15 protein-coding genes are annotated in these 15,328 nt (G+C 69.8%); 8 read left to right on the top strand and 7 right to left on the bottom strand.

The window, feature by feature from the left end; all coding sequences use genetic code 11:
• Window positions 1-14: 14 nt before the first annotated feature.
• On the top strand, window positions 15-965 hold the full coding sequence (locus tag RCAP_RS10645) for a DUF1223 domain-containing protein (protein WP_080675565.1): 951 nt from the start codon (window positions 15-17) through the stop codon (window positions 963-965).
• Between the two features lie 9 nt (window positions 966-974).
• On the opposite strand, the gene RCAP_RS10640 is transcribed toward RCAP_RS10645, so the two are convergent.
• From RCAP_RS10640 to tkt, 3 genes are read right to left on the bottom strand one after another with little or no spacing between them, the layout of a single operon-like run.
• Complete coding sequence (locus RCAP_RS10640; RefSeq protein ID WP_013067857.1) at window positions 975-1,859, bottom strand: lysophospholipid acyltransferase family protein; 885 nt, start codon at window positions 1,857-1,859, stop codon at window positions 975-977.
• 5 nt (window positions 1,860-1,864) lie between these two features.
• Window positions 1,865-2,821 carry a DMT family transporter gene (locus RCAP_RS10635; RefSeq protein ID WP_013067856.1) on the bottom strand — a complete coding sequence of 319 codons (957 nt, stop codon included), beginning with the start codon at window positions 2,819-2,821 and terminating at the stop codon, window positions 1,865-1,867.
• On the bottom strand, window positions 2,818-4,836 hold the full coding sequence (tkt, locus tag RCAP_RS10630) for a transketolase (protein ID WP_013067855.1): 2,019 nt from the start codon (window positions 4,834-4,836) through the stop codon (window positions 2,818-2,820). Before tkt ends, RCAP_RS10635 begins: the two co-directional genes overlap by 4 nt.
• A gap of 275 nt (window positions 4,837-5,111) precedes the next feature.
• On the opposite strand from tkt, the gene RCAP_RS10625 reads away from it, so the two are divergent.
• Both RCAP_RS10625 and RCAP_RS10620 read left to right on the top strand, forming a co-directional pair.
• Window positions 5,112-5,693 carry a hypothetical protein gene (locus tag RCAP_RS10625; protein WP_013067854.1) on the top strand — a complete coding sequence of 194 codons (582 nt, stop codon included), beginning with the start codon at window positions 5,112-5,114 and terminating at the stop codon, window positions 5,691-5,693.
• Window positions 5,686-6,069 (top strand): cell division protein ZapA, encoded by a 384-nt coding sequence (locus RCAP_RS10620; RefSeq protein WP_013067853.1) that lies wholly within the window; start codon window positions 5,686-5,688, stop codon window positions 6,067-6,069. Before RCAP_RS10625 ends, RCAP_RS10620 begins: the two co-directional genes overlap by 8 nt.
• 87 nt (window positions 6,070-6,156) lie before the next feature.
• Here RCAP_RS10620 and RCAP_RS10615 read toward each other — a convergent pair whose 3' ends face one another.
• Together RCAP_RS10615 and RCAP_RS10610 are read right to left on the bottom strand one after the other, a co-directional pair.
• Window positions 6,157-6,372: a hypothetical protein gene (locus RCAP_RS10615; RefSeq protein WP_013067852.1), complete on the bottom strand. Its 216-nt coding sequence runs from the start codon at window positions 6,370-6,372 to the stop codon at window positions 6,157-6,159.
• Window positions 6,373-6,556: 184 nt separating this feature from the next.
• Entirely contained in the window at window positions 6,557-7,009 is a 453-nt protein-coding gene (locus RCAP_RS10610) for an Rrf2 family transcriptional regulator (RefSeq protein ID WP_013067851.1), read from the bottom strand.
• Window positions 7,010-7,233: 224 nt separating this feature from the next.
• On the opposite strand from RCAP_RS10610, the gene RCAP_RS10605 reads away from it, so the two are divergent.
• The 5 genes from RCAP_RS10605 to RCAP_RS10585 all read left to right on the top strand — a co-directional run bounded on the left by RCAP_RS10605 (window position 7,234) and on the right by RCAP_RS10585 (window position 13,248).
• Window positions 7,234-7,806, top strand: a complete 573-nt coding sequence (locus RCAP_RS10605) for a hypothetical protein (protein WP_013067850.1) — start codon at window positions 7,234-7,236, stop codon at window positions 7,804-7,806.
• A 71-nt stretch (window positions 7,807-7,877) separates the two neighbouring features.
• The gene (locus RCAP_RS10600; RefSeq protein ID WP_013067849.1) at window positions 7,878-9,080 is read left to right on the top strand and encodes an ABC transporter substrate-binding protein; all 1,203 of its coding nucleotides are present in this window, start codon (window positions 7,878-7,880) and stop codon (window positions 9,078-9,080) included.
• A 19-nt stretch (window positions 9,081-9,099) separates the two neighbouring features.
• The gene (locus tag RCAP_RS19340) at window positions 9,100-11,907 is read left to right on the top strand and encodes a methyl-accepting chemotaxis protein (RefSeq protein WP_013067848.1); all 2,808 of its coding nucleotides are present in this window, start codon (window positions 9,100-9,102) and stop codon (window positions 11,905-11,907) included.
• 76 nt (window positions 11,908-11,983) lie between these two features.
• Complete coding sequence (locus RCAP_RS10590; RefSeq protein ID WP_013067847.1) at window positions 11,984-12,778, top strand: threonine/serine exporter family protein; 795 nt, start codon at window positions 11,984-11,986, stop codon at window positions 12,776-12,778.
• A 2-nt stretch (window positions 12,779-12,780) separates the two neighbouring features.
• The gene (locus RCAP_RS10585) at window positions 12,781-13,248 is read left to right on the top strand and encodes a threonine/serine exporter family protein (RefSeq protein ID WP_013067846.1); all 468 of its coding nucleotides are present in this window, start codon (window positions 12,781-12,783) and stop codon (window positions 13,246-13,248) included.
• Window positions 13,249-13,258: 10 nt separating this feature from the next.
• Here the strand turns inward: RCAP_RS10585 and RCAP_RS10580 are convergent, their stop codons facing one another.
• Complete coding sequence (locus RCAP_RS10580) at window positions 13,259-14,023, bottom strand: hypothetical protein (RefSeq protein WP_013067845.1); 765 nt, start codon at window positions 14,021-14,023, stop codon at window positions 13,259-13,261.
• A gap of 351 nt (window positions 14,024-14,374) precedes the next feature.
• Window positions 14,375-15,277, bottom strand: a complete 903-nt coding sequence (locus RCAP_RS10575; RefSeq protein WP_013067844.1) for a bifunctional 5,10-methylenetetrahydrofolate dehydrogenase/5,10-methenyltetrahydrofolate cyclohydrolase — start codon at window positions 15,275-15,277, stop codon at window positions 14,375-14,377.
• Window positions 15,278-15,328 lie beyond the last annotated feature (51 nt).

Genomic DNA, 15,328 nt, shown 5'->3' with positions numbered 1-15,328 from the left:
TTGCCGTTGCTCCCATGGTGGCATGGGGGCAGGCAGGACCGACGGGGGGCTTTGGCGCAGGCCCGGCCGGGGCCGCAAGCCCCTATGGCGGTGCCTTTCTCGGCGGCTCCGGCCCGGCGCCCTTGCCGCCCGCGCAGGCGGGCGATGGCCGTCTGGTCCAGGCCGAGCTTTCGGCCCCCGCGCCCGGATCGCTGCCGGGGGCCTCGCTGGTCGAGACGCTGAACCGGGCGCTGGAACGCGCGATCGGGCAGACGGGGGCAAAACCGCAGACGAATGCGCTGATCGCGCCCGCGGCGGCGCCCGCGCCCTCGCCGGTGGTGGTCGAGCTTTTCACCTCGCAGGGCTGTTCGGCCTGTCCGCCCGCCGATGCGGCGCTGGCCAAGGTGGCGGCGCGGCCCGATGTGCTCGCCCTGTCGCTGCATGTCGATTACTGGGATTATCTGGGCTGGGAAGATCCCTTTGCCCAGCCCGCCTTCACCGCGCGGCAAAAGGCCTATGCCCGTGCCGCCGGTCTGCGCACGCTTTACACGCCGCAGGTGATCGTAGCGGGCACGCAATCGCTGGTCTCGCCCGCCGATCCCGAGCTGGACGCCGCCATCGCCACGGCCGCCGCCGTGCCGCCGGTCGTCGCGATGACGGTCAGCCGCGGTGCCGAGCCGGGGCAGTTCGCCATCGATCTGTCGGCGCCCCGTCCGCTCAAGCAGAAATCCGTGGTGCAGATCGTGCGCTACGTGCCGCAGGCCCGGGTCGAGATCCTGCGCGGCGAAAACGCCGGTCAGGTGCTGGATTTCGCCAATGTGGTGACGGCCTGGCATGCGGTCGCCGATTGGGACGGCAAGACCCCGGTGCGGCTGAATGCGAAGATCGAGGGCGAGGATCCGGCGGTGGTGATCGTGCAGACCGCGTTGCCGGGCAAGACCGTGCCGCTGCCGGGCGCGATTCTGGCGGCGGGCTGGCTGCGCTGAGCGGCCGCCCTACAGGTTCTTCCAGCGCCGGTGAATCCAGAACCATTGCCCGGGATGGGCGCGCACCCGCGCCTCCAGCCGGTCGTTGAACTCCTGACACATCGCCTCGGGCGTGGCGGGCGGGATCGGGTCTTCGACCTCGATCACGAAGCTGAAGCCGTCGGGCTGACGGGTGGCGAAGATCGGGATCAGCGGCACGTCGTAACGCAGCGCGATATCCGCCGCGGAAAGCGCGGTGCGGGCCTTGCGGCCGAAAAAGGTCAGATCGGCGCCGGAACTCAGATATTGATCGATCGCCAGGCCGATCATCCCGCCGTCTTGCAAAAAGCGCATCATCTGCGCCATGCCGCGGCGGTTGCGCGGGAACAGCGGCTTGGCGATGCGCTCGATCGCGGCGATGTAGCGGGTGTTGAAGGCGCGGTTGTCCATCGGCCGGTAAAGCGCGCCCATCCGGTAGCCGCGCCCGACCAGCCCGCCGCGAAAGACATCGTAATTGCCGAAATGCCCCGAGACGAGGACGACGCCCTTGCCCTCGGCGTTGCGCTGTTCCAACAGCGCCGCGCCGGGGCCGGTGAGCGGCAGATCGCGGCAGCGCGCGACGAAGTCCGGCCCCGAAAAGATCTCGGCCAGCGTCCGGCCGACATTGTCGGGCACGGCGCGGACCAGACGCTCGACCTCGGCTGCGGGCAGATCGGGCAGGGCGATGGCCAGATTGGCGCGGATGCGCTTGCGCCAGCCCGCCAAGGGCGCCACCACCTCGGCAAAGAACCGCCCCGAGAGCGCGACGCGCGGCCGATAGGGCAGAAGCCCCAGCACCCGGACCGTCGCGCCAAAGGCCTGCGCCGAAAGCAGATCGCGCAGCCGTTGCCGGGGAAAGCCGTCGTCTTCGGACATCTTCGTCACTCGTTGCTTGCGGGGGCGCGGGCCTCTGCCCGCTCGCGCGACCAGACATAGACACCCGCCGCCGCGATCACAAGGGCGCCGATAACCGTATAGAAATCCGGGAGTTGCGCGAAGAACGCCCAGCCCCAGAGCCCCGAGAAGATCAGATCGGAATAGCCGAAAGGCGCGATCGAGCCGGCCTCGGCCTTGCGAAAGGCAACGATCAGCGCGGCTTGCCCCACGGCGCCCAGCGCGCCGACGGCCAAAAACAGCGGCAGGTCAATGGGCGCCACCTCCTGCCAGAAGAAGGGCAGCGCCAGCGAGGACAGCCCGGTGCCGACCATCGCCGACCACAGGACCGAGGTGGCGGTGGAATCGAACCGCACCACCCGCGTCAACAGCGCGCCGCCCGCATAGGTGAAACAGGCCAGAAGCGCCAGGATCGCCGCCGGATGCATCACGCCCGCGCCCGGGCGCAGCACGATCAGCGCGCCGGTGAAGGCCGCGACGATGCCGATGATCCGCCCCGCGCCCAGTTTCTCGCCCAGAAACAGCGCGGCGCCCAGCGTGATCAGCACCGGCGAGAGCGCCCCCAGCGCCGCCGCATCGGCCAGCCCGATATAACGGATCGCGATGAAGAAGAGCGCCACCGTGCCCATCTGGAAACAGCCGCGCAGGAATTGCAGCCCCGGCTGCTGCGAGCGCACGAGCGTCGCCAGCTTGCCGCGAAAGAGCAGCGTCACCAGCGCCAGATTGACCGCGAACCGCGCCCAGACCACCATCGCAGGCGGGTAATCCTGCGCCAGTTTCTTCGCCGCCACATCCATCAGCCCGAAAAGCATCAGCGCCAGCAGGAAAAGCCCGATGCCCTGCGCCGTGGCCTTGGCCTTCGCCTCGGCCGCCAGCCGAACGGAGGAGGGGGCCGTCTCCGGCCCCCCCGCTTGTCCCGTCGCCGTGTCGCGCAGATCGCTCACAGCAGGCTCTTGACCTTGGCGGCGATCGCCTCGGGGGTGATCCCGAATTCGGCGTAAAGCCGTTCCGCCGGGGCCGAGGCGCCAAAGCCCTCCATGCCGACGAAGCCCGCCTTGCGCTCCATCCCGCGCTCGCCCAGAAGCCAGCGGTCCCAGGGCTGCCGGATCGCCGCCTCGACCGCGACGCGCACGCCGCCCGCGGGCAGGATGCGCTTGCGGTAAGCCTCGTCCTGGGCCGCGAAAAGCTCCATGCAGGGCATCGAGACGACCCGGGTGCCGATCGCTTCGGCCTGCAACAGCGCACGGGCCTTCAGCGCGATCTCGACCTCGGAGCCGGTCGCCATCAGGATCGCCTGGCGCTTGCCCTCGGCCTCGGCGATGACATAGGCGCCCTTGGCGGTCAGGTTCTTCGCCTCGTGCTTGGTGCGCAGCGTGGGCAGGTTCTGCCGCGACAGCGCCAGCACCGAGGGCGTGCGTTCCGACGACAGCGCCAGTTCCCAGGCTTCGGCGGTCTCGATCACATCGGCGGGGCGGAAGGTCCAGGTGTTCGGCGTCGCCCGGCAGATCGCCAGATGCTCGACCGGCTGGTGCGTCGGGCCGTCCTCGCCCAGACCGATGCTGTCATGGGTCATGACGTAAACGGTGGGCACGCCCATCAGCGACGAGAGCCGCATCGCGCCGCGCGCATAATCGGTGAAGCAGAAGAAGGTGCCGCCATAGGGCCGCACGCCGCCATGCAGCCACATGCCGTTCATCGCCGCCGCCATCGCATGTTCGCGAATGCCGTAGCGCATGTAGCGGCCCTTGTGGTTGCCGGGCATGAAATCCTCGATATCCGAGGTTTTCGTCAGGTTCGAGCCGGTCAGGTCGGCCGAGCCGCCGATGGTTTCGGGCACCACCGGGTTGACCGCGGCCAGCACCATTTCGCTGGCCTTGCGGGTGGCAACCTTCGGCGCGGCTTCCGATTGCGCCTTCTTGAAGGCGCGAATGGCGCCCGCCAGTTTCGGCGCGACACCGCGGGCCATCTGGCGTTCGAATTCGGCGCGCTTGCCCGCGGGCAGGGCGGCCAGACGGGCCTCCCATTCGGCGCGTTCCGCGGCGCCCTTGGCGCCGATCGCTTCCCATTCCGCCTTGATCTCGGCCGGGATCACGAAGGGACCATGCTCCCAGCCGTAAGCCTCGCGGGTCAGCTTGATTTCGGCATCGCCCAGCGGCGCGCCGTGCACCGCATAGCTGTCGGCCTTGTTCGGGCTGCCGAAACCGATCAGCGTCTTGCAATCGACCAGCACCGGACGCTTGGCCTTTTTCGCCGCCGTCAGCGCGCGGTCGATGTCTTCGGCGTCATGGCCGTCGCAGGACAGCACATCCCAGCCCGAGGCGGCAAAGCGCGCCTTCTGGTCGGTCACGTCGGAGACCGTCACCCGGCCGTCGATGGTGATGTTGTTGTTGTCCCAAAGCACGATCAGGTTATCAAGCTCCTGCTTGCCCGCCAGACCGATGGCCTCCTGGCTGATGCCCTCCATCAGACAGCCGTCGCCCGCGATGACCCAGATCTTGTGATCGACCAGCTTCTTGCCGAACCGCGCCGCCATGGATTTTTCCGCAATCGCCATGCCGACGGCGGTCGAGATCCCCTGACCCAGCGGGCCGGTGGTGGTCTCGACCCCCTCCAGATGGCCATATTCCGGGTGCCCCGCCATCCGCGCGCCCCATTGGCGGAAGTTCTTCACCTCGTCGAGCGTCGCCTGTTCATAGCCGGTCAGGTGCAACAGCGCATAAAGCAGCATCGAGCCATGGCCCGCCGACAGCACGAACCGGTCACGATCCGCCCAGTTCGGCGCTTTCGCGTCGAATTTCAGGTGGTTGCGGAACAGAACCGTGGCGACATCGGCCATGCCCATCGGCATGCCGGGGTGGCCCGAATTGGCCGCCTGCACGGCATCGATCGCCAGCACGCGGATCGCGGTGGCAAGCTTCCAGTGATCGGGGGTCTTGGCCCGCAGAGCGGCGAGATCCATGAGGGTGCGTCCTTTGTTGCGCCGAAATCTTCGGTGACGGTGATAACAGGGATCGGGGCAGATTCAAGCTTGGCTCCCAAGTGCTTGATGCAAAAAGGTGGGAGGAGCGCGACGCAGCGGCTAGAATGGGGCGGGACACCGGGCGGATGCGATTCGCCGCGGCGCCTTTTCGCACCGCGCGGGCGCCCCGGGCCGGGCCGGAGTGTTGACGGTGGCGACCGGATGAACGAGACGAACGACAAGAACGAAGACCAAGGGCAGTTAGCGAGGATGGCATGACCGAACTGGCCGAATATGAGCGCCGCATCGCCTTTGCGCTGGAACGCATCGGGCGCGGCGTCGAGACGCTGGGCGATCTGCGCGCGGCGGCTCTGGCCGCGCAGGCGGCGGCGCCTGCGCCGGAACCCGATCCCGTGGCGCCGGTCGATCTGGCGCCCGTCGACACCGGGCCTTCGGCCGAGGTGCTGGCGCTGCAGGCGGAACTGGAGGCCGAACGGGCGGCCAGCGCGCAGCTGACCGAACGGGTTCTGGCGATCCGCGAAAAGCAGGAAACCATGCTGGCCGCGCTGGAAAAGCGGCTCAGCCAGGCGACGCGGGCGCTCGAGGCGGTGCAGGTCGAGGCGAACCGGCTGAAGCGGGCGAACAACGACCTGATCGAGGTGAACCGGCAGCTGATCGACGGGGCAGGGCGGATCGATCCCGCCCTGGTCAACCTGTCGATGCAGGCCGAGCTGGAGGCGCTGCGGGCGGCCCGGGCCTGGGAGGCCTCGGAGCTGTCGGATATCGTCACCGGGCTGGCCCCGATCGTGGCGGCGCATGTGAAGGGACAACCGGCGGGGGGATCGGACAATGGCTGAGTTGCGCATCACCATCGGCGGGCGCGATTTCGACGTGGCCTGTCAGGAGGGCGAGGAACAATATCTGCGCGCCGCGGCGGCGATGCTCGACAATGAGGCGCAGTCGCTCTCGCAGCAGCTGGGCCGGATTCCCGAGGCGCGGATGCTGCTGATGGCGGGGCTGATGCTGGCCGACAAGGCCGCCGGGGCCGAGGACAATGTCCGGGTGCTGAGCGCCCGGGTCGAGGCGCTCGAATCGCAGCTGGCGGCGGCAAAGGCGCATCCGGTCCGCATCGAGGTGCCGGTGGTGCCCGCGGCGGTGACCGAAACCCTGGCCGAGATCGCCGCCCGCGCCGAGGCGCTGGCCGACCGGGTCGAAGAGGCCGCGGCCGGCTGAGCCGGTGCCTCGCCCCGGAAAAAGGGGTGTGACGGCGGTCCCGTCACACCCCTTTTCGTTTCAGGCCCGTCCTTCGGGTCCGTCAGGTCAGGCGAAGCGCCACAGGAACACGCCCGACCAGAGCAGCGCCAGAATCGCCGTGGTCAGCAGATGCGAGGGCGGCGCGCTGCGCAGCACCGCCGCCCAGGCCCGGCGCAGCGACGGCGCAAGGCTCAGCGCGATGGGCGGCTCGGCGGGCATCGCGGCCGGATGAGGCGGCAGGGCGGCACGCGGCAGCGGGGCGAAGGCAAGGGCGGTACTCATGGCGGGCTCCTTTCCTTGGGGCACGGGAAGATCTTCCCTAAAATCTACCGCATAAGTCGTGTATATCAAGGGAATAATCACGCTCTATTTCATCGTGATTAAGCGGGAATCTTCTGCGCCGCGCCGCGCAAAACCAGGGGCCGACCCGAAGATCGACCCGCAAGGCATTGACGATATGGGGTAATCAGTCTTCGAGCAGCTTCGCCGCGGGATTGCCCGCCGCCAGCATGTCTTCCAGCGTCAGCGAGTCGATCAGCACCAGATAGGACCAGAACACCTCGGCAAAGACCTTGCGGATGCGGCAGGCGGCCTCGTCGTGGCAATCGTCGCAGGGCTGATAGGCGCTGCGCGACAGGCAGGGCAAGGGCGCGATCGGCCCGTCGATGCGGCGCACGAGTTCCGAAATCGACACGTCGCGCGGCGCCTTCAGCAGGCTGTAGCCGCCCGACCGGCCGCGGATCGAGGCCACGACCCCGGCCTTGCGCAGATCCAGCAGGATATGCTCCAGAAACCGCTTCGGCGTGCCGGACCGGGTGGCGATCTCCTCGATCGTCAGCGCCTGCGGGCTGTCGCGCCGGGCCTCGTCGGCCAGCTCCAGAAGCGCCTTGAGCGCGTATTTCATCTTCTGCGTGATCATGTCCCAGCCTTACGGGGGCGCGGGGCGTTTATCAATGTCGATCTTGTCGGGGTTTCGGGCATTTCGACCCGAAATCGGGGCCCCGTGGCGGCCCGGTCCGGTTGCGGCCGGGGCTGCCCCCCGACACTGCCCTCCGAAGCTGCGACGTTTCGACGCTTTTGCTGTTGCCGGGGCCGCGGTTCCGGCGTAGCCCGGTCGCGCCACCAAAGATGCGGATCGTCCCCATGACCCTTGCGGCTTTTTCCCTTGCGGTGCTGGCGCTGCTGCTGGCGCCGGGGCCGACGAACACGCTGATGGCGGTCGCGGGCGCCAGTCATGGCTTGGCCCGGGTCCTGCGGCTGGTTCCGGCGGAGCTGGCGGGCTATCTGCTCACGGTTGTGCCGCTGGCGCTGGCGGGGGCGGGGCTGATGGCCCGGGCGCCCGGGGCGGCGCTGCTGCTGAAGCTGGCGGCGGCGCTTTGGGTGATGGTGCTGGCGGTGCGGCTGTGGTGCTCGGCGGCGGCGGGGGCCGAGGGCTTCGCGATCGGCGCCGGGCGGATCTTCGTCACCACGGCACTCAACCCCAAGGCGCTGATCTTCGGCCTTGTGCTGCTGCCCGCGCCGAGCCCGGCCGAGATCGCGGCGCGGCTTCTTGTCTTTTGCGCGCTGGTCGTCGCGGTGGCGCTGCTCTGGGGCGGGTTCGGCGCGCTGTCGCATGCTCGGGCGGGTGAGGCGCGGGCGGGCGGGCTGCGCCGGATCGCTTCGGGCTGGCTGGCGCTGGTCTCGGTGTCGCTGCTTCTGGGGGCGCTGCGCGGCTGATCCGGGGGCCGTTAATCGCATGGAAAGCCTTCGCCTTTAGTCCTGAACCCCGACTGACACAGGAGACCGGGATGCCAAAGCCGCTTGTTCTTGCCGCGCGCCTGCTGACGCTTTGCGCGCTGGTTTCGGGCCTTGGGACCGCGCCGGTCGCGGCGCAGCAGGCCCCGGGCGGGGGCGATCTGGCCTTCGCGCAGGTGGCGCCGCTGGCCGGGCCCGCGGCGGCGCTTGGCACCGGCATGAACCTCGGGATCCGCGCCGCTTTCGAAGAGGCGAACCGGGCGGGCGGCGTGCTGGGGCGGAAGCTGCGGCTGGAGGCCTTTGACGACGGCTACGAGCCCGAAACCTCGGCCGAGCGCACCCGGGCGGTGATTGCGGGCAATGCCCATCTGGCGCTGATCGGGGCGGTGGGCACGCCGACCTCGCAGGCGACGCAGCCCTTGGCCGAGGCGGCGGGGCTGCCCTTCATCGGCCCCTTTACCGGCGCGGCCTTCCTGCGCGATCCGAAATTGCGCAATGTTTTCAACCTGCGCCCCTCCTATGGCGCCGAGGCCGAGGCCTGGGTGCAACATCTGGTCGAGACCCGGGCAAGCAGAAGATCGGCATTCCTTTATCAGGACGACAGTTTCGGCCGGGCCGGGCTTGCGGCGCTGGAGGCGGCGCTTGCGAAACGCGGGCTGCAGCTGACGGCGCGCGGTGCCTATGTGCGCAACACCCTGGCGGTGAAGACCGCGCTTCTGGGCCTGCGCCGCGCCGGGGTGGAGGCGGTGGTGCTCGTCGGCGCCTACAAGCCGGTGGCCGAATTCGCCCGCGTCGCCCATCGCATCGGCTATCGCCCCGAGATGGTCAACATCTCCTTTGTCGGCACCGATGCGCTTCTGGCCGAACTCGGCGCCGAGGGCGCGGGGGTGGTGATTTCGCAGGTCGTGCCCTATCCGTTCGACACCGACATTCCGGTGGTGGCGCGCTATCAGGCGGCGCTCGCGGCGCTGGATCCGGCGGCGAACGGCGGCTTCGTCTCCTTCGAGGGCTATCTGACCGGCCGTCTGGCGCTGGCGGCGCTGGCCGCGGCGGGGCCGAACCCGACCCGTTCCAGCTATCTGACGGCGCTGCAAGATCTGCGCGACGTCGATCTGGACGGGCTGCAGTTGCAGTTCGGTCCGGGCGACAATCAGGGTCTGGATCAGGTGTTCCTGACAGAGATCTCTCCGGCGGGGACGATTGCCGAACTCACGCCCGCGGCGACCCCCGTGCCCGCGCCCGGGACCGGCGGCTGAGCGGCCCGGGGGAATGCGCATGACCCGTCTTACCCGCCTTTTCGCCAGCGTCGGCGCGAAGATCGTCGGCATCGTTCTGGCGCTTTTGACGCTGACCGCGCTGGCGGTCGGCATCAGCCTCGATGTCTTTCGCGACACCGACACCGTCGTCCGCGATCTGACCGAGCAGGAGGTGCCGGAGCTGCGCCAGACCATGGCGCTTTCGGGCGCGACCGGGGATCTGGCGCAGGCGATGGTCGACATTCTTTCGGCCGGAACGCCCGGGGATCTGCAGGCGGCGCGACAGCACCTGCAGCGGACGCTGGCCGGGCTTGACGCCGCGCTGCGCGACGCCCCCGCGGGGCTGCGCGAGGCGGTCGGCACGATCGGCGCGCGGGCGGGCGATCTGGTCGATGCCCGGCAGCAGGGCTTTGCCGCGCTGGCCGAGACGGATGCGGCGGTGGCGGGCATCTTCGAGGTGAACACCCGCATTTCCGAACGGCTGGTCGAGATCGGCGACGATGCCTATTTCAACATGGTGATGGGCGGCGAGGCGGCCTCGGGCCGGGTGAAGACCACGCTGGAAGATCTGGTCGACCGCGATTTCGCCCGGCTCAGCGATGCGCTGGCCTTGCGGGTCGAGGTGAACGTGCTGCGCGGCGCGGCGTTGGCGATGGTGCCGGGGCTCGATGTCGCCGGTCAGGCGATCGTGCGCGACAGCGTGGCCGCCGGCGAAAGCCGGATGCAGGACAAGATCGTCGCCATCGAGCCGACGGGCCCGCTGGCGCCGCTGCGCGCCGATCTGGCCCGTCTGGCCGGTCTGGCCCGCGATCTGGCGCGGCCCGGCAGCCGCGATGATCCGCAATTGCGTCAGCAGATTCAAAGCCTTGCGACAAAGGTCGATCTGGGGCTCGGCTCTGCCGTCGATGATCTGGCCTTCGCGCTGACGCTGAATGCGATCGAGGCGGGCAAGGCCAATGCGACGACGATCGACACGCTTCTGACCCGCGACGTGGCGCCGATGATCGAGGCGGCGCGGATCGAGGCGCGGGCGCGCGATCTGGTCGCCTCGGCGCTGCGGCTGGCGCTGAGCCGCAGTCTGGAAAGCTATGACCGCGAAAGCGCCGCGCTGGAGGCCGCGCGGGCGGTGGTGGCGGGGCAGATGGCGCAGCTGCCGCCGGATCTGCGGCCCTTGCTGCGCGATCTTCTGGACCGGACCGATCCGGCCAGGGGGCTGGCGCAGGCGCATCTGCGCGCGATCAAGGCGCGGGCCGCCGCCGAGACCGCCTTTGACGCCGCCAATGCGGCGATGGACACGATCACCACCGGGGCGGCGGCGGCGGCGGAAACGGTGCTCGGTCGGATCGACGGCACCAGCGGCGCGGTGCATGACCGCACCTCCGGGGCGATCGGCACGCTGCTGGCGCTGGCGGGGCTGAGCGCGATCTTCGGGCTTCTGGCACCGCTTCTGGCCTGGCTTGGCATCGTGCGGCCGCTGCAGCGGGTGACGCAGGCGACGGCGCGGCTGGCGGCGGGCGACACCGGCGCGGTGGACGGGCTGCGGCCGGGGGCGGGCGAAATCGGCGCGCTGGCCGGGGCGCTGACGGTGTTTCGCGACGCGCTGAACGACCGCACCCGGCGCATGCGCGAGGACATGGACCGGGCCGAGGCGGCGGCGGCGGCCGAGCGGGCGGCGCAACAGGCGGCGCTGGCGGCGGCCGAGGCCGAGCGCGACCGCGACCGGCAGGAGCAGGCCCGGCAGGAAGCCGAGCGGCAGGAGCGGCGGCGGCTGCGCGACGCGGCCGAGGCCGAGCGCGCGGCGCAGCTGCAGGAGCAGCAGCTGGTGGTGTCGCGGCTGGCCGAGGCGCTGCGGGCGATGTCGGCGGGCGATCTGACGGCGCGGATCGAGACCGCTTTCCCCGCGGCTTACGAGGGGCTGCGCAGCGATTTCAACCAGGCGGTGACGCGGATGGCCGAGCTGTTGAGCGAGATCGTCCGGGCCAGCGGTTCGGTGCAATCGGAGGCGCATCAGCTCGGCGCGGCCTCGGGCGAGCTGGGGCGGCGGACCGAGACGCAGGCGGCCTCGCTGGAGGAAACCGCGGCGGCGATGAACCAGATGGCGGCCTCGGTCGCGCAGGCGTTGCAGGGCGCGCGCGAGGCGGCGCGGGCGGTCGGCCAGACCCGCGAGACCACCGCCGCCGGGCGCGAGGTGGTGCGCCGCACGCTGCAGGCGATGACCGACATCGCGCAAAGCTCGGAGCAGATTTCCCGCATCACCAGTGTCATCGACGACATCGCCTTCCAGACCAATCTTCTGGCGCTGAATGCGGGCGTGGAAGCTGCGCGGGCGGGCGAGGCCGGGCGCGGTTTTGCCGTCGTCGCGTCAGAGGTGCGGGGGCTGGCGCAGCGGTCTTCCGAGGCCGCGCGCGAGATCGCCGGGCTGATCGCGACCTCGGTGCGGCAGGTCGGCGAGGGGGTGGAACTGGCCAGCGGCTCGGATGCGGCGCTTGGCCGGATCGAGGATCTGGTGTCGCGGCTCGATGCTTTGCTGGCCGCGATCGAGACCGGCGCGGGCGAGCAATCGGCGGGGATTTCGGAAATCACCGCGGCGGTGAACCAGCTTGATCAGGTCACCCAGCACAATGCGGCGATGTTCGAGGAAAACGCGGCCGCGACGCAGGCGCTGCTGGGCGAGGCGCAGACCTGCGGGAGCGTACGCGGTCTTCGCATGCAGGGCGCCACCGGCGCCGCCGTTGCGGCAGGCCGGCTGACAGGCCGGATCCGGCCGAGTTTTGCGCAAGATTATCAGGATCTTGCCCTTGTCCGCCGGGAGGGCGGGCATAGCTGATATGCAGGGCCGTTTCGATGGTTGCCCCGCCTTGCCCGGGCTGCTACGGGGGGCCGGTTGCAAGAAGGGGAAGCTCATGGAGAGCCGGGACGATCCGGTGGTCATCCGCCACCGCGAGCTGGAGCGTTACGCCAATGCGGCGCTCAAGGCGGGCAGGATCATGATGGAAAGCGGCGCCTCGGTCAGCGTCGTGCACCGCGGCATCACGATGATCGCGCGCGGCTTCGGCGTCGAGACGATCGGGCTGCGCTCGGGCTATACTTCGATCGCGATGACGGTGCATGTCGCCGATCAGACGATCACGCGGATGCTGCAGGTCGGGCGGCTGGGGGTGAACCACCGGCTGGATCTGGCGGTGCGCGAGCTTTGTTCGCGCGCCGAAAGGGGCGGCATGAGCGTCGAGGAGGTCGAGGCGGAACTGGCGCGTCTGGTGCGCGAGACGCCGCGGCATGCGGCCTGGTTCACCGCGCTGGCGGTGGGGCTGGCCTGCGCCTCCTTCGGGCGGCTTCTGGGCGTCGACTGGCTGGCCTTCGGGCCGGTCTGGCTGGCGGGGGCGATCGGGCAATACATCCGCCACCACCTGCTGCATCGCGGCGTGAACATCTTCATCGTCGCCGGGGCGATCGCCTTCCTGTCGGCGACGCTGGGCGGGCTGGGCGCGATCGCGCTGCAAAGCGGCACGGTGCAGCTGGCGATGATGGCTTCGATCCTGCTTCTGGTGCCGGGCGTGCCCTCGACCAATGCGCAGACCGACATCATGGACGGCTATCCGACGATGGGCAGCGCCCGCGCGGTCTGGGTGCTGATGATCATGCTTTTCGCCGCGACCGGGATCTGGTTTGCCGAGGAACTTCTGGGGATGAGGAGTTGATCATGTGGGATTTCCTGCCGCATCTGCTGCATCAGGCGCTGTTTGGCGCCGCCGCCGCCGCCGGTTTCGGCGTCTTGTTCAACTTCGGGCTGCGGGCGCTGCCCTGGTGCGCCGCGGCCGGGGCGCTGGCGCTGATGGTCCGCACCGGCGGGCTCGATCTCGCCTGGAGCCTCGAGGGGGCGACCTTTGCCGCCGCCATCGTCACCTCCTGCACGGTCTCCGCGCTGCGCGGCCAGCTGGGCCCGGCCTGCAACGCGGTGGCGCTGGCGGGCTGCATCCCGATGGTGCCGGGCGCCTTTTTCGGCGAGGCGCTGCTCGGGTTCTTTGCCCTGACCGCGCCCCATCCCGGCAATGCGGTCGAGATCTTCGTCTCGGCGGCCGAGCATATCATCCGCGTCATCTTCACCCTGGCGGCGATCGGCGCGGGTCTGGCGATCCCGGCGCAGCTGTTGCGAAATCAGGATTTCTGAGCCCGGGCGCTCAGTCTAGCCCCGGACAGACCAGCGGTCCGGGCGGGCCTGCGAAGATCAGGGTGTCGCGCCGCTGCCCGGTGCCGATCCCGGTTTCCAGCCGCAGCCCGGCCAGGGCAAGACCCAGATAGCGCCCGCGCAGCGGAACGTCGATCTGCTGCCAGGATCCGCTTTGGCGGCTGCGCAGCTTCTGGCCCGGCGGCGGGTTTCCGGCGGGCCAGGCGATCGCGCCCGGCCCGTCCTCTCCGGAGGCCAGCACTTTGCGCAGCTGCCGGGCAAAGGCCTGATATTCCGGCCCGGGGCGGCAGGTTTCGAAGCCGCGGAACAGATCGTCCAGAACCGGCACCGGCGCGGGCGGATCGGCCGGACCGGGGGAAAAGCGCAAAAGCGCCCCCTCGGCCGTGGCCAGAACCAGCTGACCCTGCCGGTCGCGCGCAAGAAAGGCGGCCGGGCGGTCCTGAAACCGCGGCGGGCAGTCCGGGTCGTTGCCGCGTTCCACCACCGCCAGGCCGATGCCGGGAAAGAGCACCTCATAGCGCTGATAGGCGCAGCGATCCTCGGCCGAGGCGGGGGGGGCGGGGCGGCGGCTGATGGCGCAATCGCCCGCAAAAAGCGTCTCGCCCCCGGCCGCGGTCAGGCTGCAGGCGCCCTGGTAATCGGTCGCAGTGCCCGGTTCGGCCGCGAAAGCCGCCGTGGCACAGCCCAGCCCGACCAGCGCCGCCAGAGCGGGGCCGGTCCAGCCAAGGACGCCAGGGGAAGGGCAAAACCACGTCACTGCAGGATCCTGACCGGCCACATCGGGGGCACCATCGCGGGCGAAGGTGAAGACGGCGCTAAGATCGCGCCGAATTTCCGGCGCATTTGAGCTTTCGACCGATCCGGGTTTGCGGCGGTGCGCGCACGTCCCTTCGGGGCGCGCACCGCCGGGTGAAGGGGGGGCGTGAGGGCACTCTCCCTTCGGGTATCTTGATTGACGGAAAAATCAACTCTCGCTAACGTTGTGTCGCGCGGAAAGGTGGCCCAAATGCGACGCCTTGCGGCTGAAAAGCGTCGCAATGGACCGGGGTCAGACCACTTTCCCGTGATCGGCACCCGCCGTTCCGCCTCCGTTCCAGCTCCGGCCCGGTCAGGCCTTGGCGGCTTCCAGCCAGCCCGCCGCCACCTGACGGCGATGCGCGGTCAGCGCGTTGCGCATCAGCATCGCCACCGTCACCGGCCCGACGCCGCCCGGAACCGGGGTGATCCAGCCCGCCACCTCGCGCACGGCCTCGGTGTCCACATCGCCCAGAATCCGCACCTTGCCCGCCGCATCGGTGACCTGATTGATCCCGATGTCGATCACCGCCGCGCCGGGCTTGATCATCTCCGGCCCGATCAGATGCGCCTTGCCGACGGCCACGATCACCACATCGGCACGCCGCGAATGCATCGCGACCGAGCGCGTCATGTGGTGGCACACCGTCACCGTCGCCCCCTCGGCCATCAGCAGGAAGGCGACGGGCTTGCCGACGATTTCCGAATGCCCGATCATCACCACTTCAAGCCCCGGCAAGGGCAGCCCGGTCGCGCGCACCATCTCCACCGCCGCCGCCGCGGTGCAGGGCGCGAGCGCGATGTCATTGTAAACGATATTGCCTATCGAAGCGGGGTTCATCCCCTCGACATCCTTCAGCGGATGGATCGCCGATTGCAGCGAGCGGACATGGATATGCGCGGGCACCGGGCGTTGCAGGATGATCCCCAGCACCGAGGGGTCATCGTTCAGCGCCGCGATCTTGCGCTTGCAGGCCTCCTGCGTCGCCGAGGCCTCCCAGACCACCTGTTCGAAGGGCAGACCGGCGGTCGCGGCGGCGCGGGCCTGATTGCGGACATAGACCTCGATCTCGGGCGAGGGGCCGATCGAGATCGACACCAGCCGCCCGACCGGATGGGTCTCTGCCGCCGCCTCCAGCTCGGCGCGGATCCCGGCCAAAAGGCGCTGCTGCACCGCCTTGCCGTCGATGATCCGGTGATCGCGTCTGTCGGCCATGGCGGGTTCCTTCCTTGCTGCGCGGCTTGGCCGATCCTTGCATGCCGCCGC

The organism is Rhodobacter capsulatus SB 1003, from assembly GCF_000021865.1.
Classification (GTDB): domain Bacteria; phylum Pseudomonadota; class Alphaproteobacteria; order Rhodobacterales; family Rhodobacteraceae; genus Rhodobacter; species Rhodobacter capsulatus_B.
This window is presented reverse-complemented; position numbering and strand designations above follow the sequence as displayed.

Bases quoted from the DNA above. Each gene is read 5' to 3' on its own strand.
- RCAP_RS10645 (WP_080675565.1), top strand. From the start codon at position 15: ATGGTGGCATGGGGGCAGGCAGGACCGACGGGGGGCTTTGGCGCAGGC.
- RCAP_RS10640 (WP_013067857.1), bottom strand. From the start codon at position 1,859: ATGTCCGAAGACGACGGCTTTCCCCGGCAACGGCTGCGCGATCTGCTT.
- tkt (WP_013067855.1), bottom strand. From the start codon at position 4,836: ATGGATCTCGCCGCTCTGCGGGCCAAGACCCCCGATCACTGGAAGCTT.
- RCAP_RS10625 (WP_013067854.1), top strand. From the start codon at position 5,112: ATGACCGAACTGGCCGAATATGAGCGCCGCATCGCCTTTGCGCTGGAA.
- RCAP_RS10620 (WP_013067853.1), top strand. From the start codon at position 5,686: ATGGCTGAGTTGCGCATCACCATCGGCGGGCGCGATTTCGACGTGGCC.
- RCAP_RS10615 (WP_013067852.1), bottom strand. From the start codon at position 6,372: ATGAGTACCGCCCTTGCCTTCGCCCCGCTGCCGCGTGCCGCCCTGCCG.
- RCAP_RS10610 (WP_013067851.1), bottom strand. From the start codon at position 7,009: ATGATCACGCAGAAGATGAAATACGCGCTCAAGGCGCTTCTGGAGCTG.
- RCAP_RS10605 (WP_013067850.1), top strand. From the start codon at position 7,234: ATGACCCTTGCGGCTTTTTCCCTTGCGGTGCTGGCGCTGCTGCTGGCG.
- RCAP_RS10600 (WP_013067849.1), top strand. From the start codon at position 7,878: ATGCCAAAGCCGCTTGTTCTTGCCGCGCGCCTGCTGACGCTTTGCGCG.
- RCAP_RS19340 (WP_013067848.1), top strand. From the start codon at position 9,100: ATGACCCGTCTTACCCGCCTTTTCGCCAGCGTCGGCGCGAAGATCGTC.
- RCAP_RS10590 (WP_013067847.1), top strand. From the start codon at position 11,984: ATGGAGAGCCGGGACGATCCGGTGGTCATCCGCCACCGCGAGCTGGAG.
- RCAP_RS10585 (WP_013067846.1), top strand. From the start codon at position 12,781: ATGTGGGATTTCCTGCCGCATCTGCTGCATCAGGCGCTGTTTGGCGCC.
- RCAP_RS10575 (WP_013067844.1), bottom strand. From the start codon at position 15,277: ATGGCCGACAGACGCGATCACCGGATCATCGACGGCAAGGCGGTGCAG.